22 protein-coding genes and 2 tRNA genes are annotated in these 22,951 nt (G+C 63.0%); 14 read left to right on the top strand and 10 right to left on the bottom strand.

Annotated elements, in window-relative coordinates; translation table 11 throughout:
• Window positions 1-155 precede the first annotated feature (155 nt).
• Entirely contained in the window at window positions 156-2,216 is a 2,061-nt protein-coding gene (locus A2J03_RS14760; protein ID WP_231912542.1) for an adenylate/guanylate cyclase domain-containing protein, read from the top strand.
• Window positions 2,209-3,624 (top strand): mechanosensitive ion channel domain-containing protein, encoded by a 1,416-nt coding sequence (locus A2J03_RS14755; RefSeq protein ID WP_068375240.1) that lies wholly within the window; start codon window positions 2,209-2,211, stop codon window positions 3,622-3,624. Before A2J03_RS14760 ends, A2J03_RS14755 begins: the two co-directional genes overlap by 8 nt.
• Window positions 3,625-3,634: 10 nt before the next feature.
• Here the strand turns inward: A2J03_RS14755 and A2J03_RS14750 are convergent, their stop codons facing one another.
• A complete protein-coding gene (locus A2J03_RS14750; protein ID WP_197480777.1) occupies window positions 3,635-4,543 on the bottom strand; it encodes a pseudouridine synthase in 909 nt (302 codons plus the stop codon).
• An 82-nt stretch (window positions 4,544-4,625) separates the two neighbouring features.
• Window positions 4,626-4,958: an excalibur calcium-binding domain-containing protein gene (locus A2J03_RS14745; protein ID WP_068375234.1), complete on the bottom strand. Its 333-nt coding sequence runs from the start codon at window positions 4,956-4,958 to the stop codon at window positions 4,626-4,628.
• A 155-nt stretch (window positions 4,959-5,113) separates the two neighbouring features.
• Here A2J03_RS14745 and A2J03_RS14740 point away from each other — a divergent pair, with 155 nt between their 5' ends.
• From A2J03_RS14740 to A2J03_RS14725, 4 genes are all read left to right on the top strand, one after another.
• The gene (locus A2J03_RS14740; RefSeq protein WP_068375303.1) at window positions 5,114-5,317 is read left to right on the top strand and encodes a DUF3072 domain-containing protein; all 204 of its coding nucleotides are present in this window, start codon (window positions 5,114-5,116) and stop codon (window positions 5,315-5,317) included.
• 51 nt (window positions 5,318-5,368) lie between these two features.
• Complete coding sequence (locus A2J03_RS14735) at window positions 5,369-6,751, top strand: DUF2252 domain-containing protein (RefSeq protein ID WP_068375231.1); 1,383 nt, start codon at window positions 5,369-5,371, stop codon at window positions 6,749-6,751.
• On the top strand, window positions 6,752-7,390 hold the full coding sequence (locus A2J03_RS14730; RefSeq protein ID WP_068375229.1) for a YrhK family protein: 639 nt from the start codon (window positions 6,752-6,754) through the stop codon (window positions 7,388-7,390).
• A gap of 142 nt (window positions 7,391-7,532) precedes the next feature.
• Window positions 7,533-8,570 (top strand): alpha/beta hydrolase, encoded by a 1,038-nt coding sequence (locus A2J03_RS14725; protein ID WP_068375226.1) that lies wholly within the window; start codon window positions 7,533-7,535, stop codon window positions 8,568-8,570.
• Here A2J03_RS14725 and A2J03_RS14720 read toward each other — a convergent pair.
• Complete coding sequence (locus A2J03_RS14720; protein WP_068375300.1) at window positions 8,567-9,400, bottom strand: alpha/beta fold hydrolase; 834 nt, start codon at window positions 9,398-9,400, stop codon at window positions 8,567-8,569. The genes A2J03_RS14725 and A2J03_RS14720 overlap by 4 nt on opposite strands.
• A gap of 155 nt (window positions 9,401-9,555) precedes the next feature.
• Between A2J03_RS14720 and A2J03_RS14715 the strand changes: the two genes are divergently transcribed.
• Window positions 9,556-10,491, top strand: coding sequence for an AraC family transcriptional regulator (locus A2J03_RS14715; RefSeq protein ID WP_068375223.1), 936 nt, complete (start codon window positions 9,556-9,558; stop codon window positions 10,489-10,491).
• On the opposite strand, the gene hisC is transcribed toward A2J03_RS14715, so the two are convergent.
• Window positions 10,451-11,536 (bottom strand): histidinol-phosphate transaminase, encoded by a 1,086-nt coding sequence (gene hisC, locus A2J03_RS14710; protein ID WP_068375220.1) that lies wholly within the window; start codon window positions 11,534-11,536, stop codon window positions 10,451-10,453. The two genes, A2J03_RS14715 and hisC, sit on opposite strands and share 41 nt — an antisense overlap.
• A 90-nt stretch (window positions 11,537-11,626) precedes the next feature.
• Here hisC and A2J03_RS14705 point away from each other — a divergent pair, with 90 nt between their 5' ends.
• The 4 genes from A2J03_RS14705 (at window position 11,627) to A2J03_RS14690 (ending at window position 14,573) form a co-directional block, all read left to right on the top strand.
• Window positions 11,627-12,379 (top strand): dienelactone hydrolase family protein, encoded by a 753-nt coding sequence (locus A2J03_RS14705; protein ID WP_068375217.1) that lies wholly within the window; start codon window positions 11,627-11,629, stop codon window positions 12,377-12,379.
• Window positions 12,380-12,464: 85 nt separating this feature from the next.
• Window positions 12,465-12,554: transfer RNA gene (locus A2J03_RS14700), tRNA-Ser, on the top strand.
• A 51-nt stretch (window positions 12,555-12,605) separates the two neighbouring features.
• A tRNA-Arg gene (locus tag A2J03_RS14695) sits at window positions 12,606-12,678 on the top strand.
• Between the two features lie 551 nt (window positions 12,679-13,229).
• Complete coding sequence (locus A2J03_RS14690) at window positions 13,230-14,573, top strand: MFS transporter (RefSeq protein WP_068375214.1); 1,344 nt, start codon at window positions 13,230-13,232, stop codon at window positions 14,571-14,573.
• A gap of 108 nt (window positions 14,574-14,681) precedes the next feature.
• On the opposite strand, the gene arr is transcribed toward A2J03_RS14690, so the two are convergent.
• From arr to A2J03_RS14670, 4 genes are all read right to left on the bottom strand, one after another.
• Window positions 14,682-15,119 carry an NAD(+)--rifampin ADP-ribosyltransferase gene (gene arr, locus A2J03_RS14685; protein WP_068375210.1) on the bottom strand — a complete coding sequence of 146 codons (438 nt, stop codon included), beginning with the start codon at window positions 15,117-15,119 and terminating at the stop codon, window positions 14,682-14,684.
• A gap of 147 nt (window positions 15,120-15,266) precedes the next feature.
• Window positions 15,267-15,911, bottom strand: a complete 645-nt coding sequence (locus tag A2J03_RS14680) for a response regulator (protein WP_068375207.1) — start codon at window positions 15,909-15,911, stop codon at window positions 15,267-15,269.
• Window positions 15,908-16,888, bottom strand: coding sequence for a sensor histidine kinase (locus A2J03_RS14675; RefSeq protein WP_082897841.1), 981 nt, complete (start codon window positions 16,886-16,888; stop codon window positions 15,908-15,910). The genes A2J03_RS14680 and A2J03_RS14675 overlap by 4 nt, the downstream gene beginning before the upstream one ends.
• A 10-nt stretch (window positions 16,889-16,898) precedes the next feature.
• Window positions 16,899-18,365 carry a serine hydrolase domain-containing protein gene (locus A2J03_RS14670; RefSeq protein WP_068375201.1) on the bottom strand — a complete coding sequence of 489 codons (1,467 nt, stop codon included), beginning with the start codon at window positions 18,363-18,365 and terminating at the stop codon, window positions 16,899-16,901.
• 1,043 nt (window positions 18,366-19,408) lie between these two features.
• On the opposite strand from A2J03_RS14670, the gene A2J03_RS14665 reads away from it, so the two are divergent.
• Window positions 19,409-19,660 (top strand): hypothetical protein, encoded by a 252-nt coding sequence (locus A2J03_RS14665; protein WP_156520398.1) that lies wholly within the window; start codon window positions 19,409-19,411, stop codon window positions 19,658-19,660.
• Here the strand turns inward: A2J03_RS14665 and A2J03_RS14660 are convergent, their stop codons facing one another.
• Together A2J03_RS14660 and A2J03_RS14655 are read right to left on the bottom strand one after the other, a co-directional pair.
• Complete coding sequence (locus tag A2J03_RS14660) at window positions 19,661-20,347, bottom strand: response regulator transcription factor (protein ID WP_068375195.1); 687 nt, start codon at window positions 20,345-20,347, stop codon at window positions 19,661-19,663.
• Entirely contained in the window at window positions 20,344-21,609 is a 1,266-nt protein-coding gene (locus tag A2J03_RS14655) for a sensor histidine kinase (protein WP_068375192.1), read from the bottom strand. Before A2J03_RS14655 ends, A2J03_RS14660 begins: the two co-directional genes overlap by 4 nt.
• 108 nt (window positions 21,610-21,717) lie before the next feature.
• On the opposite strand from A2J03_RS14655, the gene A2J03_RS14650 reads away from it, so the two are divergent.
• Both A2J03_RS14650 and A2J03_RS14645 read left to right on the top strand, forming a co-directional pair.
• Window positions 21,718-22,464, top strand: a complete 747-nt coding sequence (locus A2J03_RS14650; RefSeq protein WP_068375190.1) for an ABC transporter ATP-binding protein — start codon at window positions 21,718-21,720, stop codon at window positions 22,462-22,464.
• 5 nt (window positions 22,465-22,469) lie between these two features.
• Window positions 22,470-22,951: FtsX-like permease family protein (locus A2J03_RS14645; protein ID WP_156520402.1), on the top strand; the 482-nt coding region annotated here is incomplete at its 3' end.

The following is a 22,951-nucleotide window of genomic DNA, read 5'->3' as shown; positions in this document are numbered from 1 at the left end:
TTGAGTAGCGACGAGCAACTCCAGCAGAGAAACCATGGTGAACCGCGTTGGCGCCTGGAACGGACTCCGAATACTCTGCACGTGCCCGGTCATCTACTCGAAAGCGATTGCTGTCGGCGGGAATTCAGTCGAAGCTGTTGGTGATGCTCCTCAGTGTGAGTGTGGTGTCCGTAGTGGTGGTGGGGGCCGTCGGTTACGTTGCCGGCACCACTTCGCTCCGCGACGCTGCTTTCGACCGAATGACGGAACTTCGCGAATCACGAGCTCGGGAAATAACCGCCAAGTTCGATGCGATCCGCAATTCCGCGGCCGTGATCACGCACAGCCGGACAACAATAGATGCTGCCGACGAATTCGGCTCAGCATTCGATGAATTGGCAGAACGAACTTCGACTCCGGCGCAAGATGCCGGACTCGATACCTATTATTCGGATGTATTCGCGCCGGCGCTCGAAGAAAACACCGGAAAACCGGTCGATCCCGCTCTTTTCATTCCTCGCGACCCGGCCGCACGCTACTTGCAGAGCCTCTACACAGTGCCCGCGAACGGTGATTTCGACCAGGCGATCACCGTGGACACGGCGGGCGACGACAGTGCGTGGTCGGCGACGAATGCGCGCTACCAGGGCTTTTTCGAGGATCTCACCGTCAGGTTCGGATTCGACGATTCGATCATTCTCGATCCAGCAGGCAACGTCGTGTACAGCGCCTACAAGGGCGTCGACCTCGGCACGAACGTGCGCACCGGGCCGTACTCCGCAACGAATCTCGCCACCGGGTTCGAACAGACTATGCGGGCGAGTTCGGTCGACGACACGCTCGTCACCGACTTCGAACGCTATGCACCGTCGTACGACAAGCCGACTTCGTGGGTGATGACACCTATCGGTCAGGACGGCGTCATCTCGGGGGTGCTCGCGCTGCAGTTGCCGATCGAATCCATCAACAAGGTCATGACGGCGGACAACGGCTGGGCCGACGACGGTCTCGGCGAGACAGGTGAGACGTACCTGGCCGGCCCCGACCGGCTGATGCGTTCGGTGTCTCGGCTACTGACCACCGACCCCGAGGAATTCCTCGACACCGTCGTCGAGGCAGGCACCTCACCCACCGTGGCCGAACGAGAAGTCGAACGCGGCGGCAGTATTCTCCTGCAACCGGTCGACACCCTCGCGGTGAACAAGGCGTTGGCCGGGGAGACGGGCGTCCAAGTTGCGGACGACTACACCGGCGACGACGCTTTGGTTGCCTACACTCCGCTGGATATCCCCGGAATCGACTGGGTCCTGGTGGCGAAGATCGATTCGGACGAGGCTCTCGCGCCGGTGGATCGCTTTGCCCGCAATCTCGCGCTGTCCACTGCAGCGATCGTCTTGCTCGTGTGCGTGTTGTCATTGCTACTCGCCCGGGTGTTCACGCGTCCGCTCAAGCAGCTGGCGGGCGCAGTTCGCGAAGTCAGCGCAGGCAACCTCGGCATCGGCGTTCCGGTGACCAGTGACGACGAACTCGGCGATCTGGCCGCGGCATTCAACGATATGAGCCGCAGCCTCGCCACCAAACAGCAGCTTCTCCAGGCGCAGCAAGAGGAGAACGAAAAGCTGCTGCACAGCTTGATGCCCGAACCGGTGGCCAAACGCTACCGCGAGGGAGAGGAGAACATCAGCGCTGAGCACCAGAACGTCTCGGTCATATTCGCAGAGGTCGCCGGGTTCAGTGACTACGAAGCTACGATCTCCACCGATCAATCCGCCGCAGCGTTCAACGCCCTGATCCACAGCTTCGAAGAAGCGGCCGAGCGCCATGGCGTCGAACAGGTGCGCAGCTTGCGCAATGGATTCCTGGCCAGTTGTGGGCTGGTTGTTCCGAGGGTCGACCACGCCGAACGGGTCGTTCGATTCGCGATCGAACTCGGCGAGATCGTGACGCGGTTCAATCTGCAGAACGGCACACGGTTGACGTTGAGGTCCGGCATCGACAGTGGGCCCGTGTCGAGCGGTCTCGTGGGACAGAGGTCGATGGTCTACGACTTGTGGGGTGACGCACTCGACCTTGCGCACCGCGTGCACCAGGTTGCTGGGACGCCAGGGGTATTCGTGAGCCAACGTGTTCGTGACGCACTGTCCGGCGCATACAACTTCACCGCGGCGGGCACTGTCACGAGTACGGCCGGCACTGAGCAGGTCTGGTCGTTGGACGGAGGCCGCATCGATGTCTGATCTGCTTTCCCAATCCTGGTTCTGGCCGGCGGTACTGGTCGTCGCCGTGTTCCCCGTCGCGTTGTTGATCCTGACCGAGGTTCACGCGTCATTGCAGCGACGCGGCAGCAGCTTCGCCAAACCGGTTGTACTGCTGCGGAATTACGTGTTGCCCGCGCTCGCTCTTCTGCTGCTGATCAGTCAGGTGGAGAGTGCGTCGGTCGAAGCCAGTTGGTCTCGAATCATCGCGACCGCCCTGGGATTCCTGATCATATTGTTCGTTCTGTCCGGGGCGAATGCGGTGCTGTTCTCCAACGCATCGTCGGGAACGTGGCGCAGCCGCTTACCGTCCATCTTCGTGGATCTCGGCCGCCTCGTTGTCATCGTCATCAGCCTCGGGGTGTTGTTCTCGGTTGTGTGGGGCGCTGACGTAGGTGGGTTGTTCGCGGCGCTGGGTGTCACGTCGATCGTGATCGGGTTGGCTCTGCAGAACGCGGTCGGGTCGATCATCGCTGGACTGCTGCTACTTTTCGAGCAGCCCTTTCAGCTCGGGGACTGGCTCGATACCGCACCAGCCAAAGGCCGGATTGTCGAGGTGAATTGGCGTGCAGTGCATATCGATACCGGAAACGGACTGCAGATCGTGCCCAACGCGTTGCTTGCGACCGGGTCGTTCAAGAATCTCAGTCGGGTGCAGGGTGCGTCTTACAAGGCCTCGTGCACAGTGACGTTCTCGGCAGATGATCCGCCGGACCGCGTCGTCGAAGTGTTGCTGGCGACCGCGCGCGACGTCCCGACGCGAGCGCCACTGCTCGAGCCGAGCGCAGCGCCCATCGGTGAGGCGCAGTATCGGGTTGCTATCCCCCTGTCTTCGCCCGCAGATGAGTCGGCGGCGAAAACAATACTGTTGCAGCGTCTCTGGTACTCGTCGCGGCGCGCCGGCCTTCATCTCGACGATGCCGCGACACCCGACTCCGGTGACGAAGTCGAAGCAGAGGTGGCGCGAGTCGCGAGCGCGTTACACATCCCGGCGGGAGACATTCAGCTTGCGCGGGGCGAAGCTCGGTTGGTGTCCTACGCCTCTGGTGAAGTGGTGCAGCGCGTCGGCGACGTCCCGAAGGCGCTGCGTTTCATCAGCCGCGGCCACGTCTCCCTCGTCGTGAACACCCCTGACGGACATGTCCTGTCGATCGGAGAACTCGGTCCGGGCGAGTACTTCGGACTGACCGCTTTGACCCGTCAGAAGGTCATTTCGGGTGTGGTCGCGTCGAGTGAGACGACGATACTCGAGGTCTCGCGCGAGACGATGGACGTCATCGTTCGTGCCCATCCGCACTTGGCCCGGCGCCTCGGTGAGGCCATCGATGTCCGACGCCGGCAGGCGAGCGCTGCGCTCAACCAGCACCCCGACACGGTGGACTCCGCGTAATCGACCTCCGCTAGTGCCACCGCTCGAGGGTTCGTCGCGAATCGAACCGGCGAACGGCGCCCGAGAGCGGGTCGGTGAATTCGAGTGTCGAAGCCAGGAGTTGGAGTGGGGCTGTGAAGTCGTCGACGGGCCGCTCGGTCGGCTGTGGGTAGAGGTCGTCGCCGAGAATCGGGATGCCGAGCGAATTCATGTGCAGCCGCAGCTGATGGGTGCGCCCGGTCCGCGGGTGCAAGCGGTAACGCCCGAGGTCGCGGTGTTGGTCGATCAGTTCGATCCGCGTTTCCGCATTCGGTTCGCCGTCGACCTCCCGCGCAGCGAAGTCGAACTTCTCCTTGACGATACGACTGCTTACCATGAGCGGAAACTGCAGCGTCGGATCGTTGGGTGCGATCGCTTCGTACACTTTGTTCACTTTTCGGTCCTGGAACAGTGTCTGATACGCGCCTCGGAGCGCCGGATCGACGACGAACAGCACCAGCCCGGCGGTCACGCGGTCCAGTCGATGGGCCGGGATCAGATCGGGCAGATCCAGCTCGAGGCGCAGACGTACGAGTGCCGTCTGCAGAATGTGGCCACCCCGCGGAATGGTCGGCAGGAAGTGTGGCTTGTCGATCACGAGAATGGCGTCGTCGCGGTGGACGATGGAAATATCGAACGGCACAACGGATTCCACGGGTAGGTCTCGGTGGAACCACACCGCGTCACCGGGCACGTACGGAGAAGTGGACGTGACAGGCCCCTGCATGTCGACGACGACGCCCTCGTCGAGCATCTCGTCGATGCGAGTCACGGACATGCGGGGGAGGGTGTCGATCAGGAACTCGCGGACGGTGTTCCACTCGCCGTCCTCGGGCATCCGAATTCTCGCGGGATCGAGGCCGTGCCTCTTCGGCAGCGGCGGTTGCTGCCGTCGTCTCACCGAGTGAGCTTATCCGGCCGCCGAGTTCGCACTTGTGCAGGGAAAAACCCCGATTTCTCCTGCACAAGTGCGAAGTCGAGGACTACTCGCAGCCGATTCCGTCGTTGTCGCGATCCAGGTGCTGACCGTAGCCGTATTCTCCGCGGTACACGGGTGCAGCGCCGGCATCGCGAGCCTCGGTGCAATTCTTGTACTCGAACGCACTCGGCGCCGGAGCAGGTCGCGGGGCCGCCTGGGGTGCCGGCGCAACCTGAGGTGCAGGCGCGATCACGGCCGGGCAGAACTGCGACGATCCGGAGTTGCAGAGGAAGTCGGTGACGGGATCGGCCGCGGCGACGGCGGGCATGGTCGCCATGGCTGCAGCGACGACGAAACCGCCGAGGCCGACGCGAACGAGGGAGGACGAGCGAATCATGTGGAGCTCCTGACAATGTTCTCGGGTCGCGGAAAAACCCCGGATCCGAGGAGGGGTGAGGTTCGATCTTGCGTCCGCGGTCATTGAACAGTCAATTGATGTCATTCGTCCGAATTAGCGGGTTTGGAACGCACTGCATGGGCGTATACGAACGTATGAGCGAAAATGAGCAGGTAAACCAGAACGCCGAGAAGGATCCCGAGAAGTGGGTCACCGGCGACGAGCCGATCACCGGACCGCAGGAGAGCTACCTGAACACCCTCGCGCAGGAGGCCGACAAAAAGGTCCCCGACGGCCTGACGAAGGCGGAAGCGTCGGAGCTGATCGGCGAACTGCAGGGCAAGACGGGTCGGGGATAACCATCCTCGACGGGTGACGACGGGGTCGTCCGGCTAGCCGACAATCGGTGTATGACGTCCGCTCTCGACCGTGACTCCCGACGTAAGCGCGGCAAGTCGGCCAGGCGATCTACGCCGCTCGAGTCGCTGGCCGCGCTCACAGTTACTTCGCGCGATCCGGTGGCACTGCTCGAGACGCAGGCGGCGACGCGTGTGCCCGAGTTGGTGCCTATTCGGTACGGCAGGATGGCGGCCTCGGAGTTTCCGTTCTTCCGCGGGGCCGCCTTGGTGATGGCCGACGACCTGTCGCGGTCGCCATCGTCGGGCATCACCACTCAGCTCTGTGGCGACGCCCATCTGAGCAACTTCGGTGTCTACGCAACGCCGGAGCGCCGAATGGCGTTCGATATCAACGACTTCGACGAGACCTATCGTGGCCCGTTCGAGTGGGACGTCAAACGCCTCGTCGCGAGCCTGGCCGTGGCAGCGATCTCCCGCGAATTCACCGCTAAGCAGCGAAGGCGCATCACCGCATCGTGTGCAATGGCATATCGGGAGACAATCAGGCGCCAATCGGAACTGGGCAACCTCGAGGTCTGGTACTCGCACGTCGAAATCACCGACGAACTCGAAACCATTCAGCACGAGCTCGATGCCACGATGCGTAAGCGGACGAAAGATCTTATCCGGAAAGCGCGCTCCAAGAACAATATTCAGGCGCTCGACAAGCTCACGGCGGTGATGGACGGCCGAAGACGCATCATCGCGAACCCGCCATTGATCGTGCCGGTGGAAGACCTCGTCGACGATGTCGCCGGAACCTATCGGCAGCTCGATCGCAGGTTGCAGTCCTACCGCGAGACCTTCCAACACGACAAGCAGCTTCTGTTCGACTCCTACCGACCGATTCAGCTCGCCCGCAAGGTCGTCGGAGTCGGCAGCGTGGGCACACGTGCGTGGATCATCCTGATGGAGGGCGCCGACGAAACCGACCCATTGTTCCTTCAGGCCAAGGAAGCGCAGGCGTCGGTCATCGCGTCGTACGTGGACGGGGAGACCTTCGACAACCAGGGTCGACGCGTCGTCGAGGGGCAACGGCTCATGCAGGCGTCGAGCGATATCTTTCTCGGGTGGGCTCGAGGTATGGATCCCGACGGTGCAAAACGGGATCTCTATCTACGGCAATTACGCGACGGCAAAGGTTCCGCGGTGATCGAGGTGATGTCGCCGAAGGGGATGGAGTTGTACGGACGGCTGTGCGGGAGGGTCCTGGCCTACGCTCACGCGAGGGCGGGAGATCGCGTCGAGATCGCGGGCTATCTCGGTTCGAGTTCCGCGTTCGAGAACGCGATGAGCGAGTTCGCCGACGCCTATGCCGTCCAGAACACGTCCGACCACCGCGCGCTGGTCGACGCGATCGACAGCGGCCGGGTGATTGCGCAGGCCGGAGTCTGAGTGCGCTGGAGTGAATCGGTCGGCATCAGGCGTGAGTCCGGCGGTTTCGTGGTCGGCTCCCTGTTGTTCGGGCTTGCAGCGGTACCTGGATACGGGCAGTGGGTCGGAACCGACCTCGACAACATCACGTACTTCGTCGGATCGCTGTTCTTCACCGCCGCAGGATTCATCGCCTTGCGGTTGAGTGGCCGCCCGGTACCGGACAGCGAATCGGAACGAGTCGAGCTGTACGACTGGTGGGCTGCTGCACTCCAGTTCGTCGGCACGCTGCTCTTCAACGTCAGCACCGGAATCGCGATGGTCAGTGGTCTGACGTCGTCCGAGGCGGACAGATGGGTATGGCGGCCCGACGTCTTCGGTTCGACGGCGTTCCTGGTCGCAAGTGCTCTGGCCGTCGTCGCGACGACCGAGACCGACAAATTGTGGGATCCGCACGCGCGAGATTGGCGCAGCACGTGGCTCAATATGATCGGCTCGGTCGCATTCGGGGTATCCGCGGTCGGAGCCTTCGTTCGTCCCTCGACCGGTCAACTTGCGGACGCCGAAGTCGCGAATGTGGGCACATTCGTCGGTGCGCTGTGTTTTCTCGCTGCAGCCCTGCTCATGCGGCCTTTGGTACGAGTCCCAAACATTCGATAGAACTTTTGGTACGTCATTCGTTGCGACTACTGTGAGCGGTTCCACAGCTTGCGGGGGTCAACCTACTCGTGAGTTAGGTTGGGAAACGCATGTTGTTCGTGTTGCGCCGGGAATCGGCGCGGCGGGGGAGGATGGATAAGTAATGCACCGTCGAGTTATTGCAGCGCTGGGGACCAGCCTTGCGCTGTCGATACTGGGAACCGGTGTGGTGTCGGCCCAGCCGCTCCCCGGTACAGGCAGTTCGGATGGTGCCGCGTCGCCGTCTGCGCAGGCTGCGCCGTTCAGGCCGGCCCGCATCGATCATGTCGACATGCTCACGGACCGACGTGCAGCCGTATTCGTCGAGTCTCCTGCGATGAACAAGATCATCCAGGTTCAGGTTCTTCTCCCGGCCGCGCAGGCAGTGTCCCGGCCGACTTTGTACATGCTCGATGGCGTCAGTGCAGGTAAAGAGTCGAACTACCTCGAGAGCACGTGGACGCAGAAGACCGACATCGTCGACTTCTTCGCTGACAAGAACGTCAACGTGGTTCTTCCCGTCGGTGGTTCCAGTAGCTACTACACCGATTGGAACGTCCCGGATCCGATCCTGGGCGTCAACAAGTGGGAAACGTTCCTGACCTCAGAGCTGCCTCCTCTGATCGACGCCCGGTTCTCCGGAAACGGCACCAATGCCATCGCTGGTGTCTCCATGGGCGCTCAGGGCGCGATGGACCTCATCACCCGTCACCCGAATTTGTACACCGGTGTTGCGGGGCTGAGCGGGTGCTACGACAACTCCCAGAACAATCTCAAGGACGCGGTGCGCGCAACCGTCGCCATGAACGGCGGCAACGCAACCAACATGTGGGGCGAGAACGCAGACTTCGGGTGGGTGGCACACGACCCGTCGCGCAACGCCGAGGCGCTCCGCGGCAAGGACGTCTACATCTCCGTCGGAACCGGGTTGCCCGGTCCCTACGAGCTCGGACCTGGTGGAACTGGCTTGCAGGAAGCAGCCCAGGGCGGCCCGCTCGAGGCTGCGGCGTTGTACTGCACCACGCTGTTCGACACGCGGCTGCGCTCACTCGACATCGATGCCACCGTCGTCTACCGGCCCTACGGCATCCACCAGTGGCCCTACTGGCAGGACGATCTGCGCGAGTCCTGGCCGACGCTCGAACGGGCCCTCGGCCTCTAGCCCTGGCTTCCTACCGTCGACTCGACGCCGGCGAAGTGTGCGAGCACATGGTTCGCAACCGTGTCCGGCTGTTCGAGTGAGACGGAGTGGCCGGCAGCGTCGACTCTTCGGTGTTCTCCGCCGCAGGCGGTAGCGATGTTGACGTCGGAAATCGGTGGTGGGTAGGCGTGATCCTCCGTTCCGGAGATTGCCAGCACGGGCACGGTGCACCCGTGCAGCTCCTCGACGATCCGCTCGCGGTGAATGACTTGGTACGCCGATCCGCCGATGGTCCGGTCGAGCGCAACCATGCGCTCCCGCCAGTCCTGGACGGACGGCGTGTCTGTCGACAAGCTCGTGTCACCGAACATGATGTACATCAGGGTGTCGATCGAATCCGATGCGCCATGCTCGCTCAGTCGATCGACCAGCGGTGCGAATGCCTCCAGCTGATGTTCCTCCTCGGCGGACGATCCGACCGCGACTGCGGAGAGCAGTAGCTCCGGTCTGCGTGCGGCCAGTCGCAGCGCAACGAAGCCGCCGAGGGAGTTTCCGAGAAAGTGCACCCGCCCGAGCTGTAGTTGCTCGATCAGCGCGGCGGCGTCTTCGGTGAGGGTATCGACGCTGACCTCGTTCTGCTGGTGGACCGAACTCTGTCCGTGATTGCGGTGGTCGTACGTCACGACCCGGTGGCCGGCGGCCACCAGAAGCGATGCCAGCTCGTCGAACATGCGGTGGTCGAAGAACAGGGAATGACTCAGCACAACGGTCGAGCCGTCGGCCGGTGCTGAGATTTCGTACCAAATGGATGCGGTGCCGATGGCTAGGGTGCCGACTGCGGTGGTGGCCATGACTGTCTCGATTCTGCCCGAGGCTCCGACTGTGATGCGGAACACGTGTACCGTACGAACGGTAGGGCGCAGCGGAGGTGCCGGTCTGCCGGTTGCGCGCACGGAATCGGCCATCGCGCGCACAGGCCCGACTCCTGCGTGGGAGGTACGTATCGATGAAGGCATCGACCGGTTACGACGTGTCGGAGACCGACACCGCAGTGCTGCCGGCCTCCGATCGTCGCGACTTCTGGTGTGACCATGTTCGTGCCAACCACGGTGGCCTCGAATCACGCTTCGATCGAGCCGAGGGGTTCACCGGCAAGACGGTCGTTCAGCGATCCTTCGGTTTTCAGTTGATGGAGTTCTCCTCCGACGCAGTCGAATACGAACGTCGCCAGTTGGATGTGCGGCGAGACGACGATCGAAGCCTGAGAGTCCTGATTCCCCGCGCCGGGCTTTTTCGCATCGGGCATGGCCAGGATCGGGACGTGATCGGACCGGGTTCTGCAGTGGCATTGTCGATGTCGTCGCCATTCACGCTGGGGCATGGTGGTGATGCGCGAGCGTGGGTCGTCAGTGTCCCGGAATCGTCGTCGACGACGCTTTCGTGTTCGCCGCGGATGCTCGACATGACTTCCGGCGTCGGGGCAGTCGCTTCGGCAATGTTGCGGCAGCTGTCGATCCAGCGGAACTCTCTGTCCACGAACGATTTCCGCGAGATCGGAAAGTCCGTCACGATCTTGATTGCGACGCTCGGTTCCGACGTCGGTCGGTGGCCGGGAGTGGCGCAGTCGGCGTTCGAATACGTGCGTGCGCAGTCCGACGATCCGACTCTGACGCCGGTCACTCTTGCCCGACGGCTTGGATGGTCGGTGCGCCACATACAAGCTGTTCTGGCCTCGGTCGAGACCACTCCGTCGGACTTGATCAGGACCAGCCGTCTGAATCGAGCCAAGGCACGCTTGGACGATCCGGCACAGCGGCACCGCTCGATCACCGAGGTCGCATACGCGTCAGGATTCGGCTCGGTCAGTACCTTCAACTCGGCATTCCGTGCCGAGTTCGGGTTCAGTCCGAGCGAGTCTCGCTCGGCGAGGGTGCGGCGGTAGCGGCGTACTTCAGGAAGGCGTCGTTCTCGTCCGGATCACCGATGGTGATCCGCACTCCGTCGCCGGTGAAGGCGCGCAGAAGGACTCCTGCTTCGGCTGCGCCCTCGGCGAAGGGCGCAGAACGATCACCGAGCGGCATGAAGACGAAGTTCGAGTCGGACTGCGCGACGTCGTAACCCAGTTCGATGAGGGCCTCACGTACCCGCTCTCGCTCGATGACGAGCGCGTCGGTGCGGGCCAATAGTTCGTCTTTCGCCGCGAGTGACGCCAGGGCAGCCCGCTGGGCAACGGAGTTGACGGCGAACGCGATGCGCACCTTGCCGAGAGCGGTGATGATCGACGGATCGCCGACGGCGTATCCCACCCGCAGCCCGGCGAGTCCGTAGGCCTTCGAGAACGTCCGAAGGACCAGAACATTACGACGCCCGCGTGCGAGCTCGACGCCGTCGGTGTACTCACCCGCGGGGTTCTCACGGGCGTATTCGAAGTAGGCCTCGTCCAGTACGACGAGTACATGCGCGGGAACCGCGTCGAGAAACTTCTCGAGTGCGGATCGCCTGACGACCGTGCCGCTCGGGTTGTTGGGGTTGCACACGAACACGACGCGGGTGCGCTCGGTGATCGCGGCGAGCATGGCGTCGAGATCGTGCACGTGGTTGTCGTCGAGTGGGACCTCGACGGGAGTGGCGCCCGCGACGCGGGTGATGATCGGGTAGGCCTCGAACGAGCGCCACGCGTACACGACCTCGTCGCCGGGGCCACACGTGATCTGCACGACCTCCTGGCACAGCGCGACGGATCCGTTACCGGCAGCGACGTTCTCGGGTTGGACCTTCAACATCGCGGCGATCTCGGCGACCAACTCGGTGGCGCGAATATCCGGGTAGCGATTGACGGTCGAAACCGCTTCGGCGATCTTCTCGCGCACGCTCGGCAGCGGTCCCTGGGTGGTCTCGTTGCTGGCCAGCTTGATCACTCCGGGGAAACTGCGGCCCGGAACGTAGGCGGGGATGGCGTCGAGGTCGGTGCGGATACGAGCAGTCACGGCTCACATTATGCGCTTCCCTTCATGTGGGATTTCTGTGCGTCCGGCGGTATTGGAGCGGGGGGCGCTCGACAGCACTATTTTGGATTCATGTCGGGAATCTTCACGGATGTGGCAGTGCTCCGAATCGATGTGGAACCGGGGGTCGACCCGGACGACACCGACCAACCTCGTGCGGTTCAACAGAAGGTGCCGCTCACCGCAGTCGCACCCGAGGGCAGTGTCCGGGGCGGGATCGTCGTGCTTCACGAGTCCCGGGAGATTCCGCCGTCGCTCTTGGCCCTGCTGCACGCGCTTGCGCTGGAAGGCTGGCTCGCGGTTGCGCCCGATCTTTTTCATCGCGACTCGGTCGTGGACGGCGAAGAGGTGTTCGGTGAGAATCTGTTCGCCGATTTCGACGCCACGTTCGACTGGCTCACCTCCCGCGGCGTGTATCCGGATTGTGTCGGGGTCATCGGGTTCGACGACGCGGGAACCGCGGCTCTGATCGTCGCCACCAATCGGCCGATCGGGGCGGCAGTGAGTGTCGCTGCGGCGGGGATCACCGAACCGCTGAACGCCGACGCCGTCGCGTTGGTCGAGGCCGCGCCGTCGCTCCAAGCGCCCTGGCTCGGTCTGTACGGCGAGGATGACCCTCGGGCCCCAGCAGAGCACATAGAGAGGCTTCGTGAGGCAGCCACACGGGCGTCCGTGGCTACCAACGTCGTCAGCTACAGCGGTCGTCATCACCGAGCGGACGCGCCGCCGTCGCCAGGCAGCGCCGAGGACGGGGATCCGGGGACAGCTGCTCTGATCGAAGCGCAGACGAGGATCTTCGACTGGTTCGACTCATTCCTCAGGTGAACAGAAGGTTGACCAGCCGTTTTGCGCTGACGGCTTCGGCGTGTGTAATCTCTTTCCTCGGCGGTCCGAGAGGGCCGGCAGCCTAGGAGGCGTGCCAGAGCGGCCGAATGGGAGTCACTGCTAATGACTTGACCCTTCACCGGGTCCGGAGGTTCAAATCCTCTCGCCTCCGCCACGGTCGGTAGAGTTTTACCGGCCAGCTAGATGCTCGACCACAACAGAACATGCGCCCGTAGCTCAACGGATAGAGCACTTGACTACGGATCAAGAGGTTAGGGGTTCGAATCCCTTCGGGCGCACAGGAAAAAGCCCCCGATCTGCGAACATTCGCAGATCGGGGGTTTTTTGTTTGTGTTGGATGTGCCATCTGCTCAATAGAAACGACCTGTGCGGTAGCGAATGTGTTGAGCGTTTCGGTCGCGTGTGGATGTCGGTGGCCGATCAGGGGATTTCCTCGTCTGATGCCACTTCGCTTCCAATATCGGATTCGAGTGTCCAGAGGCGTCCGTACGGTGCCAGCTAACTCTGTGTGGAAACACGGCTTCGGAACGAAAGTGTTGACAACTGCACTCTGCACGATCGTCGGCCTCGAGCTGGAGGTCCCGCCGGCCGTCGCCAACGTTCGGTACTTGGATGGCGGCGATCAACCACCAGCACCGCACCACCGGGCATTGGTCTCCGTCTGCGCACGAACTCGTCACCGCGACCCTGTCGGTGATGAGTCGAGACGCGTCGTGTGCCAAGGTCTTCGACCCCCTCTTCCGGGGGTAACGAACTATGACACCGATCACATAGCGTCTGGATTCGTCCCCACATCACATGTGTCGGCATCGATCCCAATGGAGAACCCATGACTTCAATTTCACCCGACGACGCGGTAACTCGTACGTCTTCGGCGCCTTCTGCGGCACCCGGCACCAGCGTTCGCAAAGTAGCGATCGCGAGTGGAATCGGCACGACGATCGAGTTCTACGATTTCTTCATCTACGGAACTGCCGCAGCACTGGTGTTCCCGACGGTCTTCTTCCCCGCCCTGGGAGCGACTGCGGGAACCGTCGCCTCCTTCGCCACGTTCGCCGTCGCCTTCATCGCCCGTCCCGCGGGCGCGGTGCTGTTCGGCCACTTCGGCGATCGAATTGGGCGTAAGAAGACGCTGATCTCCACGCTGCTGCTGATGGGTATCTCGACGTTCGCCATCGGCCTGCTTCCGGGTGCGGAGACTATTGGTGTTGCCGCCCCGATCATCCTGGTGCTGTTGCGGTTCGGGCAAGGCTTCGCAGTCGGAGGAGAGTGGGCTGGAGCGACCCTGCTGACGGCGGAGTACGCGCCCGCGAAAAAGCGTGGTTTCTACGGAATGTTCCCGCAGCTGGGACCGTCGGCCGCGTTCATTCTGTCGAGCGCGACGTTCCTGGTGACCGGAGCGGTCTTTGGCGATACCAACGAGGTGTTCCTCGACTTCGGCTGGCGAATTCCGTTCCTGTTCAGTGCGGTTCTGGTTCTCATCGGCCTCTACATGCGGTTGGCGATCGAAGAGACGCCGATCTTCCGTGCAAACAAAGAGGTCGAGAATCGCTCCGCTGCGCCTGACAGGCTCCCCATCCTCGAAGCCTGGAAGGTCCAGAAGAAGGAAATCCTCCTCGCCGCAGGCGCACTGGCATCGCTGTTCTCCCTGTTCTACATGGGCACTGCGTACCTGACCAGTTACGGCACCAAGACTCTCGGGTTCGACCGGCCGTTCGTGCTGTGGACAGGCATCATCGCCGCGGTCGTGTTCGGAATTGCGATAGGCATTTCCGCGACGTACTCCGACCGGGTCGGTCGACGGCGAGTCATCATGACCTCCTGCGCAATTGCTGTTCCGTGGGCACTGGCTCTGTTCCCGTTGCTCGATACCGGCAACGAAGTTGTCTATGTCGTGTCGATGTGCATCACGCTGGGAATCTTCGGGATTGCCTACGGCCCAACCGGTGCTCTGCTGCCGGAGCTGTTCCAGACACGCTTCCGTTACACCGGAGCCGGGTTGGGCTACAACCTCGCCGGCGTTCTCGGTGGCGCGATTCCGCCGCTGCTCGCGGCGCCGTTGACCGCGCAGTATGGAAGCATCGCAGTCGGCGTCATGCTCGCTCTCTTGTCGGTTCTAAGCCTCGGATGCACCAAGGCTCTGGTCGAGACCAGAGAAGTGAGCCTGGCCTGACATTTTCGGACCAGCGGCTCGGGAAGGTGTCTCTCACACTGCCCGAGCCGCTGTTCACTACCCAACTGTTCGACCTCCGCGCCCGATCTCACTGCGGGTGGCTGGGTGCTAGTCGTAGATGACATCGGCTCCCGTTCGCCTCAGTTCTTCCAGGCCTGCCCGGAACTGGTCGAGGTATTCGGGGGAGTGCCCGACCCAGTCGAGCATCTCTCCGACTATCTTCACCGGGTTCGGGCTTTGGAAGGACTGAGTCGGGTTGCCGGGGAACTTCTTGTCGGTGACGTTCGGGTCGTCTTCGACATCGCCGTCCGGCTCGACGATGTACACACGGGGACGTCCCGGTCCGGCCGCCATCTCTGCCGCGAGAACCGCGTTGTCCAACACTTTCGTCATGTAGACGTTGTTCGAGATGAGCTCGGAACGGTAGTTGGAGCGATACCCCGGGGCGAGGAAGTCCCCGACCCGCAGGTCCGCTTTGGTGCCGTGAAAATACGCACCCGATTCGTGTACCTGGAACTGCGGTGGTGTCTCCGTTGTGTCTGCCATCGATAGCCCCTTCGTGTGCTGATGTGCCGGGCGGAGAAGAGCAGCGCGTGGTGCGCGTCGACACGTCGGTGCTGACACCTCTGGGGCGCATAACGGGCCGTACTTCGGAGATAGGTGCGGCTCCGGGCGGAAGGCGGACTCGTTCCGTCAGATCAGACCTGCCCGGTGGGCGACGATCGCCGCCTGAACACGATTGTCTGCGTGGAGCTTGACCAGGATCGCGCTCACATGGGCCTTGACGGTGCCCTCCACCAGGTGCAGCCGCCGTGCGATCTGGCCATTGGACAGGCCTTCCCCCAGCAGTGTGAGGACGTCCCGCTCGCGGCTCGTCAGTCGTTCGACTCTCGACTCGATCTGCCCGAGGCCGGCCAGGTCGTCACGTACCTGGCCGATGACCCACTGGGCAACAGACGGGGAGAGGTAGGCACCACCCGCCGCCAACGCGTGCACCCCGGCCAGCAGTTCACGGGGGTCGCCCGACTTCAGCATGAAACCCTGGACCCCCTCGCCGAGCGCCCGCGCGACGTACTGGTCCTCTCCGAATGTGGTGAGGATGCATGCTGCCGTCTGCGGGACTGTTCGCCCGATCTCTGCGGCAGCGGAAATTCCGTCGAGGGCTGGCATGCGGATGTCGAGTAGGGCCACGTTCGGCTGATGGGCCTGAGCCAGCGCAATTGCCTCCCGACCGTCCAGGGCCTGCGCCACGACCGTTACGGCGGGATCAGTTGAGAGCACAGCACGCACGCCCGCGAGAATCATCGGCTCGTCGTCGGCGAGCAGAACGCGGATCATCGTGCGTCTGCATGAGGGACGCGCGCTATGAGTCGAAACCCTCCGTAGTGAGGCCCGGCGGACAGAGTGCCGCCGCACGCCTGCAGTCGTTCCTGTAGGGCCACGAATCCTGTCCGTGAGCCGGGAGTGCGACGGAGCGACGTGTTGGGCGGTGTGTTGGTGACCGTGACCTTGGTTTCCTGGGCGCTGCTATCGATCGTCACGGTGACGGCAGATCCGGGGGCGTGGCGTGCGGCGTTTGTGATGCCTTCCTGGATCACGCGGTGGATGCAGCGGGCCGCGGGGAGAGCCGCGTCCTCCGGACCGTTGCGCACGAGAGTTACATCCATGCCGGCGTCAGCCGCTCGTCGGACCAACTCGGCTATGTCGGGTCTAGTCGGTCCCCAGTCCACCGGCCCGTCGCCGCGCAGCATTCCGATGACCGCGGCGAGCTGAGTGATCGCCGCGGAGGCGCCGACCCGGAGCTCCGAAGCCGCAGCGTGATGCGTCGTCGTCAGGGTGGTGTCCATTTCGATTGCACCGGCGCGCAAGGAGAGCAGGTTGAGCTCATGACCCAGCGAGTCGTGCATGTCCTGCGCGATGCGACTGCGTTCCTCCACGCGAGCTCGCTGGGCCGCCTCATCGGCCAGCGCGTCCTGCTGGTGCAGGTACCGACCGCCGAGCCAAGGGGCGCCGCACGACAGGCCGACGACGAGCAGGGTCACGCTCCAGGACGACCCGGTGACCACGCTGAGCGCGATTGCACTGACAGCCCCCGCTCCGAGGATCGCCGCCGCACCGCCGACGTGCCTGGCCCGTCGTCCGGCGACGCCGGCAACGGCCGCGGCGACGACGCACAGCGCGACGGTCCATGGCGGGACCACACCTTTCATGCTCTGCCCAGCGCCAAGACCGAGTGTCACGCTTGCCACCAGCCACACCTGTGGGTAGACCCCGGCCGCGAGCACCCGCGTCGGCTGACTGTCATGCCCGCTCATGGCGACGATCCTAGGCCCCACGACGGCCGATCATCTGAAGAGAGCGGAGTCTCACCGCCACCACTACTACGCCGGTCATGGTCGCGACCCCGAACCAGATCACCAGGGCCGGTGAGTACAAGAGCAGCTGCTCGTGCGTGAGGTCTCGACCCCCACCGATCCACGATCCCAGCAGCCGGGGCAGCGCGATCAGCAGCAGCAACGGTACGAACCACGCGGCGAGCCGCAGCGCGGTCGTCCACCACTGGCGGCGGGAGGCCCTGGCAGCCCACGTCCCGGCACGTCCTACCGTGTACACCCCAATTCCGATGCTGATCAGTGTCAGGGCGGCCAGTGCCAGGTCGATGTAGAGACGCGTCGCGGCAATCTGTTGCGGCTCTTTGCCTTCCAGGATCGTGGCGACCCCGTCAGCCAGGAGGTACGGACTCTCGTTGCCCAGGCCTAGACCACTGTTGCTCATGATCGCGATGCCGTGCCCCGATGGCAGCAGCATCTGGTACGCCGTATACGTGAACCAGACGCCGCTGTGGCCCCATCGACCCTTCTGATCCCGATCCCACCCCAGGCCGTACGGCTGATCGTTCGGCGTCGAGCGCATGAGGTCGATGCTCTCCGTCGTCGCGAGACGTTCGCCATCGGTGGCTATCCCCTCGTTGTTCTGCATTATCAGCCACTTCGCCATGTCGTCAGCGGTCGTGATCACGCCGTCGGAGCCGCTGACGAACCTCTCGGGCTCGGTCGCAGCGACGGACATGCCGTACAGATAGGTGTGTCCGTCTCTCACCCCTTCTGGCAGGTCGTCGGGCGTCGTGTCGATGGAGGTGCTGTCGTTCATGGCGAGCGGATCGAGCACCTTTTCGCGAAGGTAGTCGGTGAACGGCTGCTGGCTCACCACCTCGACCAGACGGGCGGCCAGGTGATAGTTCGTGTTCGTGTAATGGCGACGCGTCCCAGGGGCCTCAGCGAGGGTCGCGTCGCGGGCCCGCTGCTCCGCAGCCTCGAGACTGTGCGGTTGCGGCAAGCTCTTCTCGCGCAGGGTCTCGTCGCTGATGCCTGACGTCTGGCTCAGCAGTTCTCGGACAGTGATCTTCGAGCTGCGGGGGTCGTCCACCTGGAAGTCAGGCAGGTACGACCGCACCGGTTCGTCCAGCGCCACGTCCCCAGACTCGACCAGCTGCATGACGGCGAGCGCTGTGAAGGACTTGCTCACCGACGCCACCGGCATCGGGGTGTGCGCCGTCATGTCCGCGCCGGTGGAGTCGTGCCCGTAGCCCGCAGCCAGGAGAACTTCTTCACCCTGGGTGATCGCGATCGAGACCCCTGGGTACCCGGCCCGGTCCATGTAGTCGGTTACGTACTGCTCGATCTCGGACGGATCGAGCTGGGTGGGCGCTGCCTGCGCCGATTGCGTCGGCAGCAGGACCGTGGCTACCGCCAGGGTCGCTCCGAGTAATCCTCGGACGAGTCGAAGTCGCATCCTTGAACGCTACGAATTCGGTACCGCCCGCACCTGACCCGAAAGTCGGTCGGCACCCCCGACCTTCGTCAGGGTTCGGTCGACGATCGCCGCTTCCAGCAGCGTCTTGGCCCGGCACCTCAACTCGGCCCGACACCCTGGAAACTCATGAGCTGACACCCCACCGCGATGAGGGAAACGACCGCGCCGCACACTGCTTCCGCAGCTGGGATGACTCTTCGTTCTATGTGAGACAGATCATTTGGACGCGAAAAGGACCTGGTAGGGCGCGCGTTCGGTCGCTCACCGACGCACATTGGATATTTTCCGGTGGTACATTCCTCGCGTTGTGACCGAGCACAATTGGTTTCGACATTCGCAGGTCCATCGGTATCCCGTCGGGGGGTACTTCACATCAGGGAGACAGACTATGGGCTTCATCGCATCGATCATTGCTGACGTCATCTTTCAGCTGATCACCTCCGGTAGCGCCGAGAGTGGAACCACCGCTGCAAGTTCCGTTCTCGGAGCCTGAGAAGAGGGGCTGCGCCGGATGTGTATGCCGGCGTAGCCCGTTCCGGCCTTCACGCGAAGAACGCCGACGTGTCGAGGTCGAGATTTCAGTCGCAGACGACACTATTCATATGAGGTCTACGCCATGGTCGCCTGCGGGTAAATGTTCGGCAATTGATCGGCAGTGACGTGGAGCCCCTGGAATCTGGTGTGAGGCATCGAAACCTACAGCCGTTACGATCTTTTGGCCGAATTCGTCGAAAGTATTGGGTCCGATGTCGATGTCCCGCGTCGGGTGAACTGCCGCGCTCTTCTTCGCAGTGCCTGTGGAGCGCAGCGCCGCAGACGGTGGGGCTAGATCTACTCCGAGTACACGGGTCTGGCCTATGCCTTCGTCGTCGTGCTCCGGGTGGAATGGAACTATGAAAAACCACCTTCGAGCAAGTGTCGCCGGAATTCTACTGGCAGCTGTAATTCCAATGTCAGGGTGTTCGGTCAATTCGGAGCAGCGAGTCGAGTCGTTCGAGTTCAGCGGACCACGTTTGGACGTCGTGAATTCGAATGCACACATGCCGGTCATCGCCGCCGAGCAGCCAGGCAGTGACGAGGTCGTCGTCACGGTGCAGACCGAATCGATGGTCAAGAGCGCAACTACGCCGGCGTGGTCACTCGACGGAACCAGCCTGAACCTGGGGACGCCATGCGGCGAGGGCATTGTCGGGTACTGCGAGGGCAGCTATTCGATCGTGGTACCGGCTGGGACCGAGGTTTACGTCAATGGTGCGCCCGTGACTTCTCGCTAGTCAGCCTCGTTCCTGCGCACGAAGGTAAGCCAGAACTGCTGATACTCTTCGGTTCTGGTCGCTGTTCGGGGGAATGTCGAGCTTCATCATGATGTTTCCGATGTGTTTGACGACGGCGGCCTCGCTGATGAACAGCGCTCGCGCGATAGCAGCGTTGGAGTGTCCTTCCGCGACCACCACGAGTACGTTGCGTTCACGTGGTGTGAGGCGCTGCAGCGGATCGCGACGTCGACTGATCATCTGGGTGATGACAGCGGGATCGATCACGGTGGCACCGGAGTGAATTCGGTGAAGCGTATCTGCGAAGTCTCGGACATCGCTGACACGATCCTTCAGGAGGTAGCCGATCCCGGTCGCGCCCGTCCCGTCGAGCAACTCGGCGACATAGCTCTGCTCGATGTACTGGCTGAGTACGACGATCGGCAGATTCGGCTTCTCCTGTCGAAGCTGCGAGGCTGCCGCGAGACCTTCGGAGCCGAAACTCGGTGGCATCCGGACATCGGTAATGACGAGGTCAGGGTCGTGCAGTCGGCAGGCTGCCAACAGTTCCTCCGCTGATCCGACCGCTGCGACGGTAACGAATCCGTTGCGCTCCAACAACATCTGTAGTCCCTCGCGCAGCAGAGCGTTGTCCTCGGCAAGTACGACACGCAGCTTTGTTGCGGTATCGGAGTTGGAGCCGGTCATTTCGTTCTCGGGTTCGGAAGTTCGACAGTGATAGTCGTCGGCCCACCGAATGGTGAGTCGACGGCCAGAATTCCGCCCAGGGATGCGAGACGGTCGGTGATCCCGCTCAGCCCGCCGTCGTCACGGCCTCGCGCGCCAGCTCCGCCGCGTCCATCGTCGTGAACGCACACGCGAATCAGGTTCGGTGTGGGACGGTGCAACATGACTTCGGCGCGGGTGGCGGCGCTGTGCTTGACCACATTCGAGAGCAGTTCGGATACACAGAAGTAGAGATTGGTTTCGATGTCGGGAGGCAACCGAGGATCGAGCTGGTCGTCCACTGTGACAGGGATCGAGAAGTTGTCTCCGATCTCTCGCACAGCTGAACCCAGGCCGTGGTCGATCAGCACCTGGGGATGGATGTTTCGCACGACCCGGCGCAGGTCGTCGAGGGAATTGCGGGCTTGCAGTTGCGCGCGGACGACGTCGTCACGTCCGGGGGCGTCTTCCGGGAACGCAGCGAGCGCGAGGCCCAATGTCATGCTCACCGATAGCAGCTGCGGTTGGACCGCATCGTGCAGGTCACGCTCGATACGGCGGCGCTCGACATCGAAGGAACGGACCAGTCGGGCGCGGGAGTGCGCGGTTGCGGCGAGATCGTGCCGAAGCCATTGCTCCGGTCTCGGCAGCACCTGCTGCACGAGTCGGACATGTGCGCGGGCAATGACAGGCGATGACCACACCAACAATGAAAGAAGAGCGGCCCCCACCGCGGCAGCGACAAGGCTCTGCGTCACCGTCGTGATAGTCACTGGGCCGAGGACAGCGGTGTCGCCGGTGACCGCGAGGTAGGGGCTGAACAGTGCGACCAGCGAACCGATCATGACCAGCCATCCCGACACCGCTAGTGCGCCACCTAGCGTGAGCATGACGACACTGTAGGCAAGCGGGCGTACGAGCGTTTTCGGCTCGCGCAGGTGAATTTGAGGTCGATTGGGCATTGCTCCGTCTTGCAATGCTGCCGCGCCGGCCCAATCGGTTCGAGCCAGTACAGCTGAGACGATGGGAAGTCCGATTCCCAGCAATGCAAGTCCTGCCGTACAGAGCGCGGCTGTGCGTTCTGGACCAAGGGATCCGTCGGTAGCCGTTATCAGGATCGGCCCTGCAAGCAGCGCTGACGCAGCCACTGCGAGCAATGTTCGAGTCGCGACTGCGGTTACGTACGATGCTGCACGCCAACGCGCAATGGTCTTCGGCTCAGAAGCTACCGACAATGGGCTCACACGTTCACTTTAGGTTCCGGCCTCGAACTGAACAGTAGAGCCAGCTCTACTGTGGTTTCGCTGTTCAGGTCGACTGACGCGAGCGGCGCGGCGAGGTGAGGTAGAGGAATGATCTCACCGGAACGGTCCTCTACTGTCCTGCAGCTTCAGGAAGTCACACGCACGTTTGTTTCTGGTGCGAGTGCATTCGTCGCACTCGACAGCGTCACGCTCGGATGTCGCCGAGGGACGTGGACAGCGATCATGGGTCCGTCAGGTTCCGGAAAGTCCACGTTGATGAGCTGTGCCGCAGGACTCGAGAGTAAGGACTCGGGCCGAGTGTTTCTGAACGGCACTGACATCAGCACACTGAGCGACGACCAGCTGACCCGCCTGCGACGTAGCGACATCGGCTTCGTATTCCAACAGTTCAATTTGGTTGCCGCACTGACTGCACAACAGAATGTCAGCCTTCCACTGCGGTTGGCCGGCGACTCACGCGCGGACTCGGCGGCGCGAGACGCGTTGAAGATAATGGGTTTGGCCGAACACATCGACCGGAAGCCTCGGGAGTTGTCGGGCGGTCAGCAGCAGCGGGTAGCGATTGCGCGAGCGCTGGCGACACAGCCAAGCATAGTGTTCGCGGACGAGCCCACTGGAGCTCTCGACAGCTCCTCGGCCGCAGTCGTTCTCGCCCTCCTTCGCGAGCTCGTCGATCGAGGGCAGACCATCCTCATGGTCACGCATGACCCGCGAGCGGCTTCTCGCGCCGACCACGTAGCGTTCCTGCGCGACGGCCGTCTGGTCCGCACACTGAACGCTCCTGACGCGGCACAGATTGCCTCCGCCCTTACCGACTTGGAGCTTGCTCCGTGACCGCGATGGCGGCTCGTACCTTGCTCGATCGTTGGTCTCTGTTCGTGGGGACAACGGTTGCAGTCGCCCTCGGTGTGGGAATCGTGCATGCCGGGATGACGATCATTCTTGGTGTGGAGAACGCAACGCCACCGGTTGGCGCAACGCCGGCCGCGGCCGAGGCCTTCCGTCAGGCAGCCAGCGGCGCAAATACCCTCACCGGAATGACCGTCATGCTGGGAGCATTCTTGACGGTGTTCGTGGTCGCATCGACGATCGGCTTCGCCGTGGACCAACGTCGCCACGATCTCGCAACTCTGCGCATCGCGGGAGTTACCGCAGGGCAAATCCGGCGATTGCTGCTCGGTGAAGCACTGTTGGTCGCAGTAGTGGGGGCCGTTCTCGGCGCAGTGTTGGGACTCGGGCTCACACAGCTTCAACGCGTGATCCTTACCGGTGCGCATGTGCTACCGGCCGAAATCGAAACCCCCGTGGCGCCCGCTGTACT

It is taken from the genome of Rhodococcus sp. EPR-157, from assembly GCF_001647195.1.
Classification (GTDB): Bacteria; Actinomycetota; Actinomycetes; order Mycobacteriales; family Mycobacteriaceae; genus Rhodococcoides.
The sequence above is the reverse complement of the archived record's forward strand: the minus strand, read 5'-3'. Positions and strand labels throughout refer to the sequence as shown.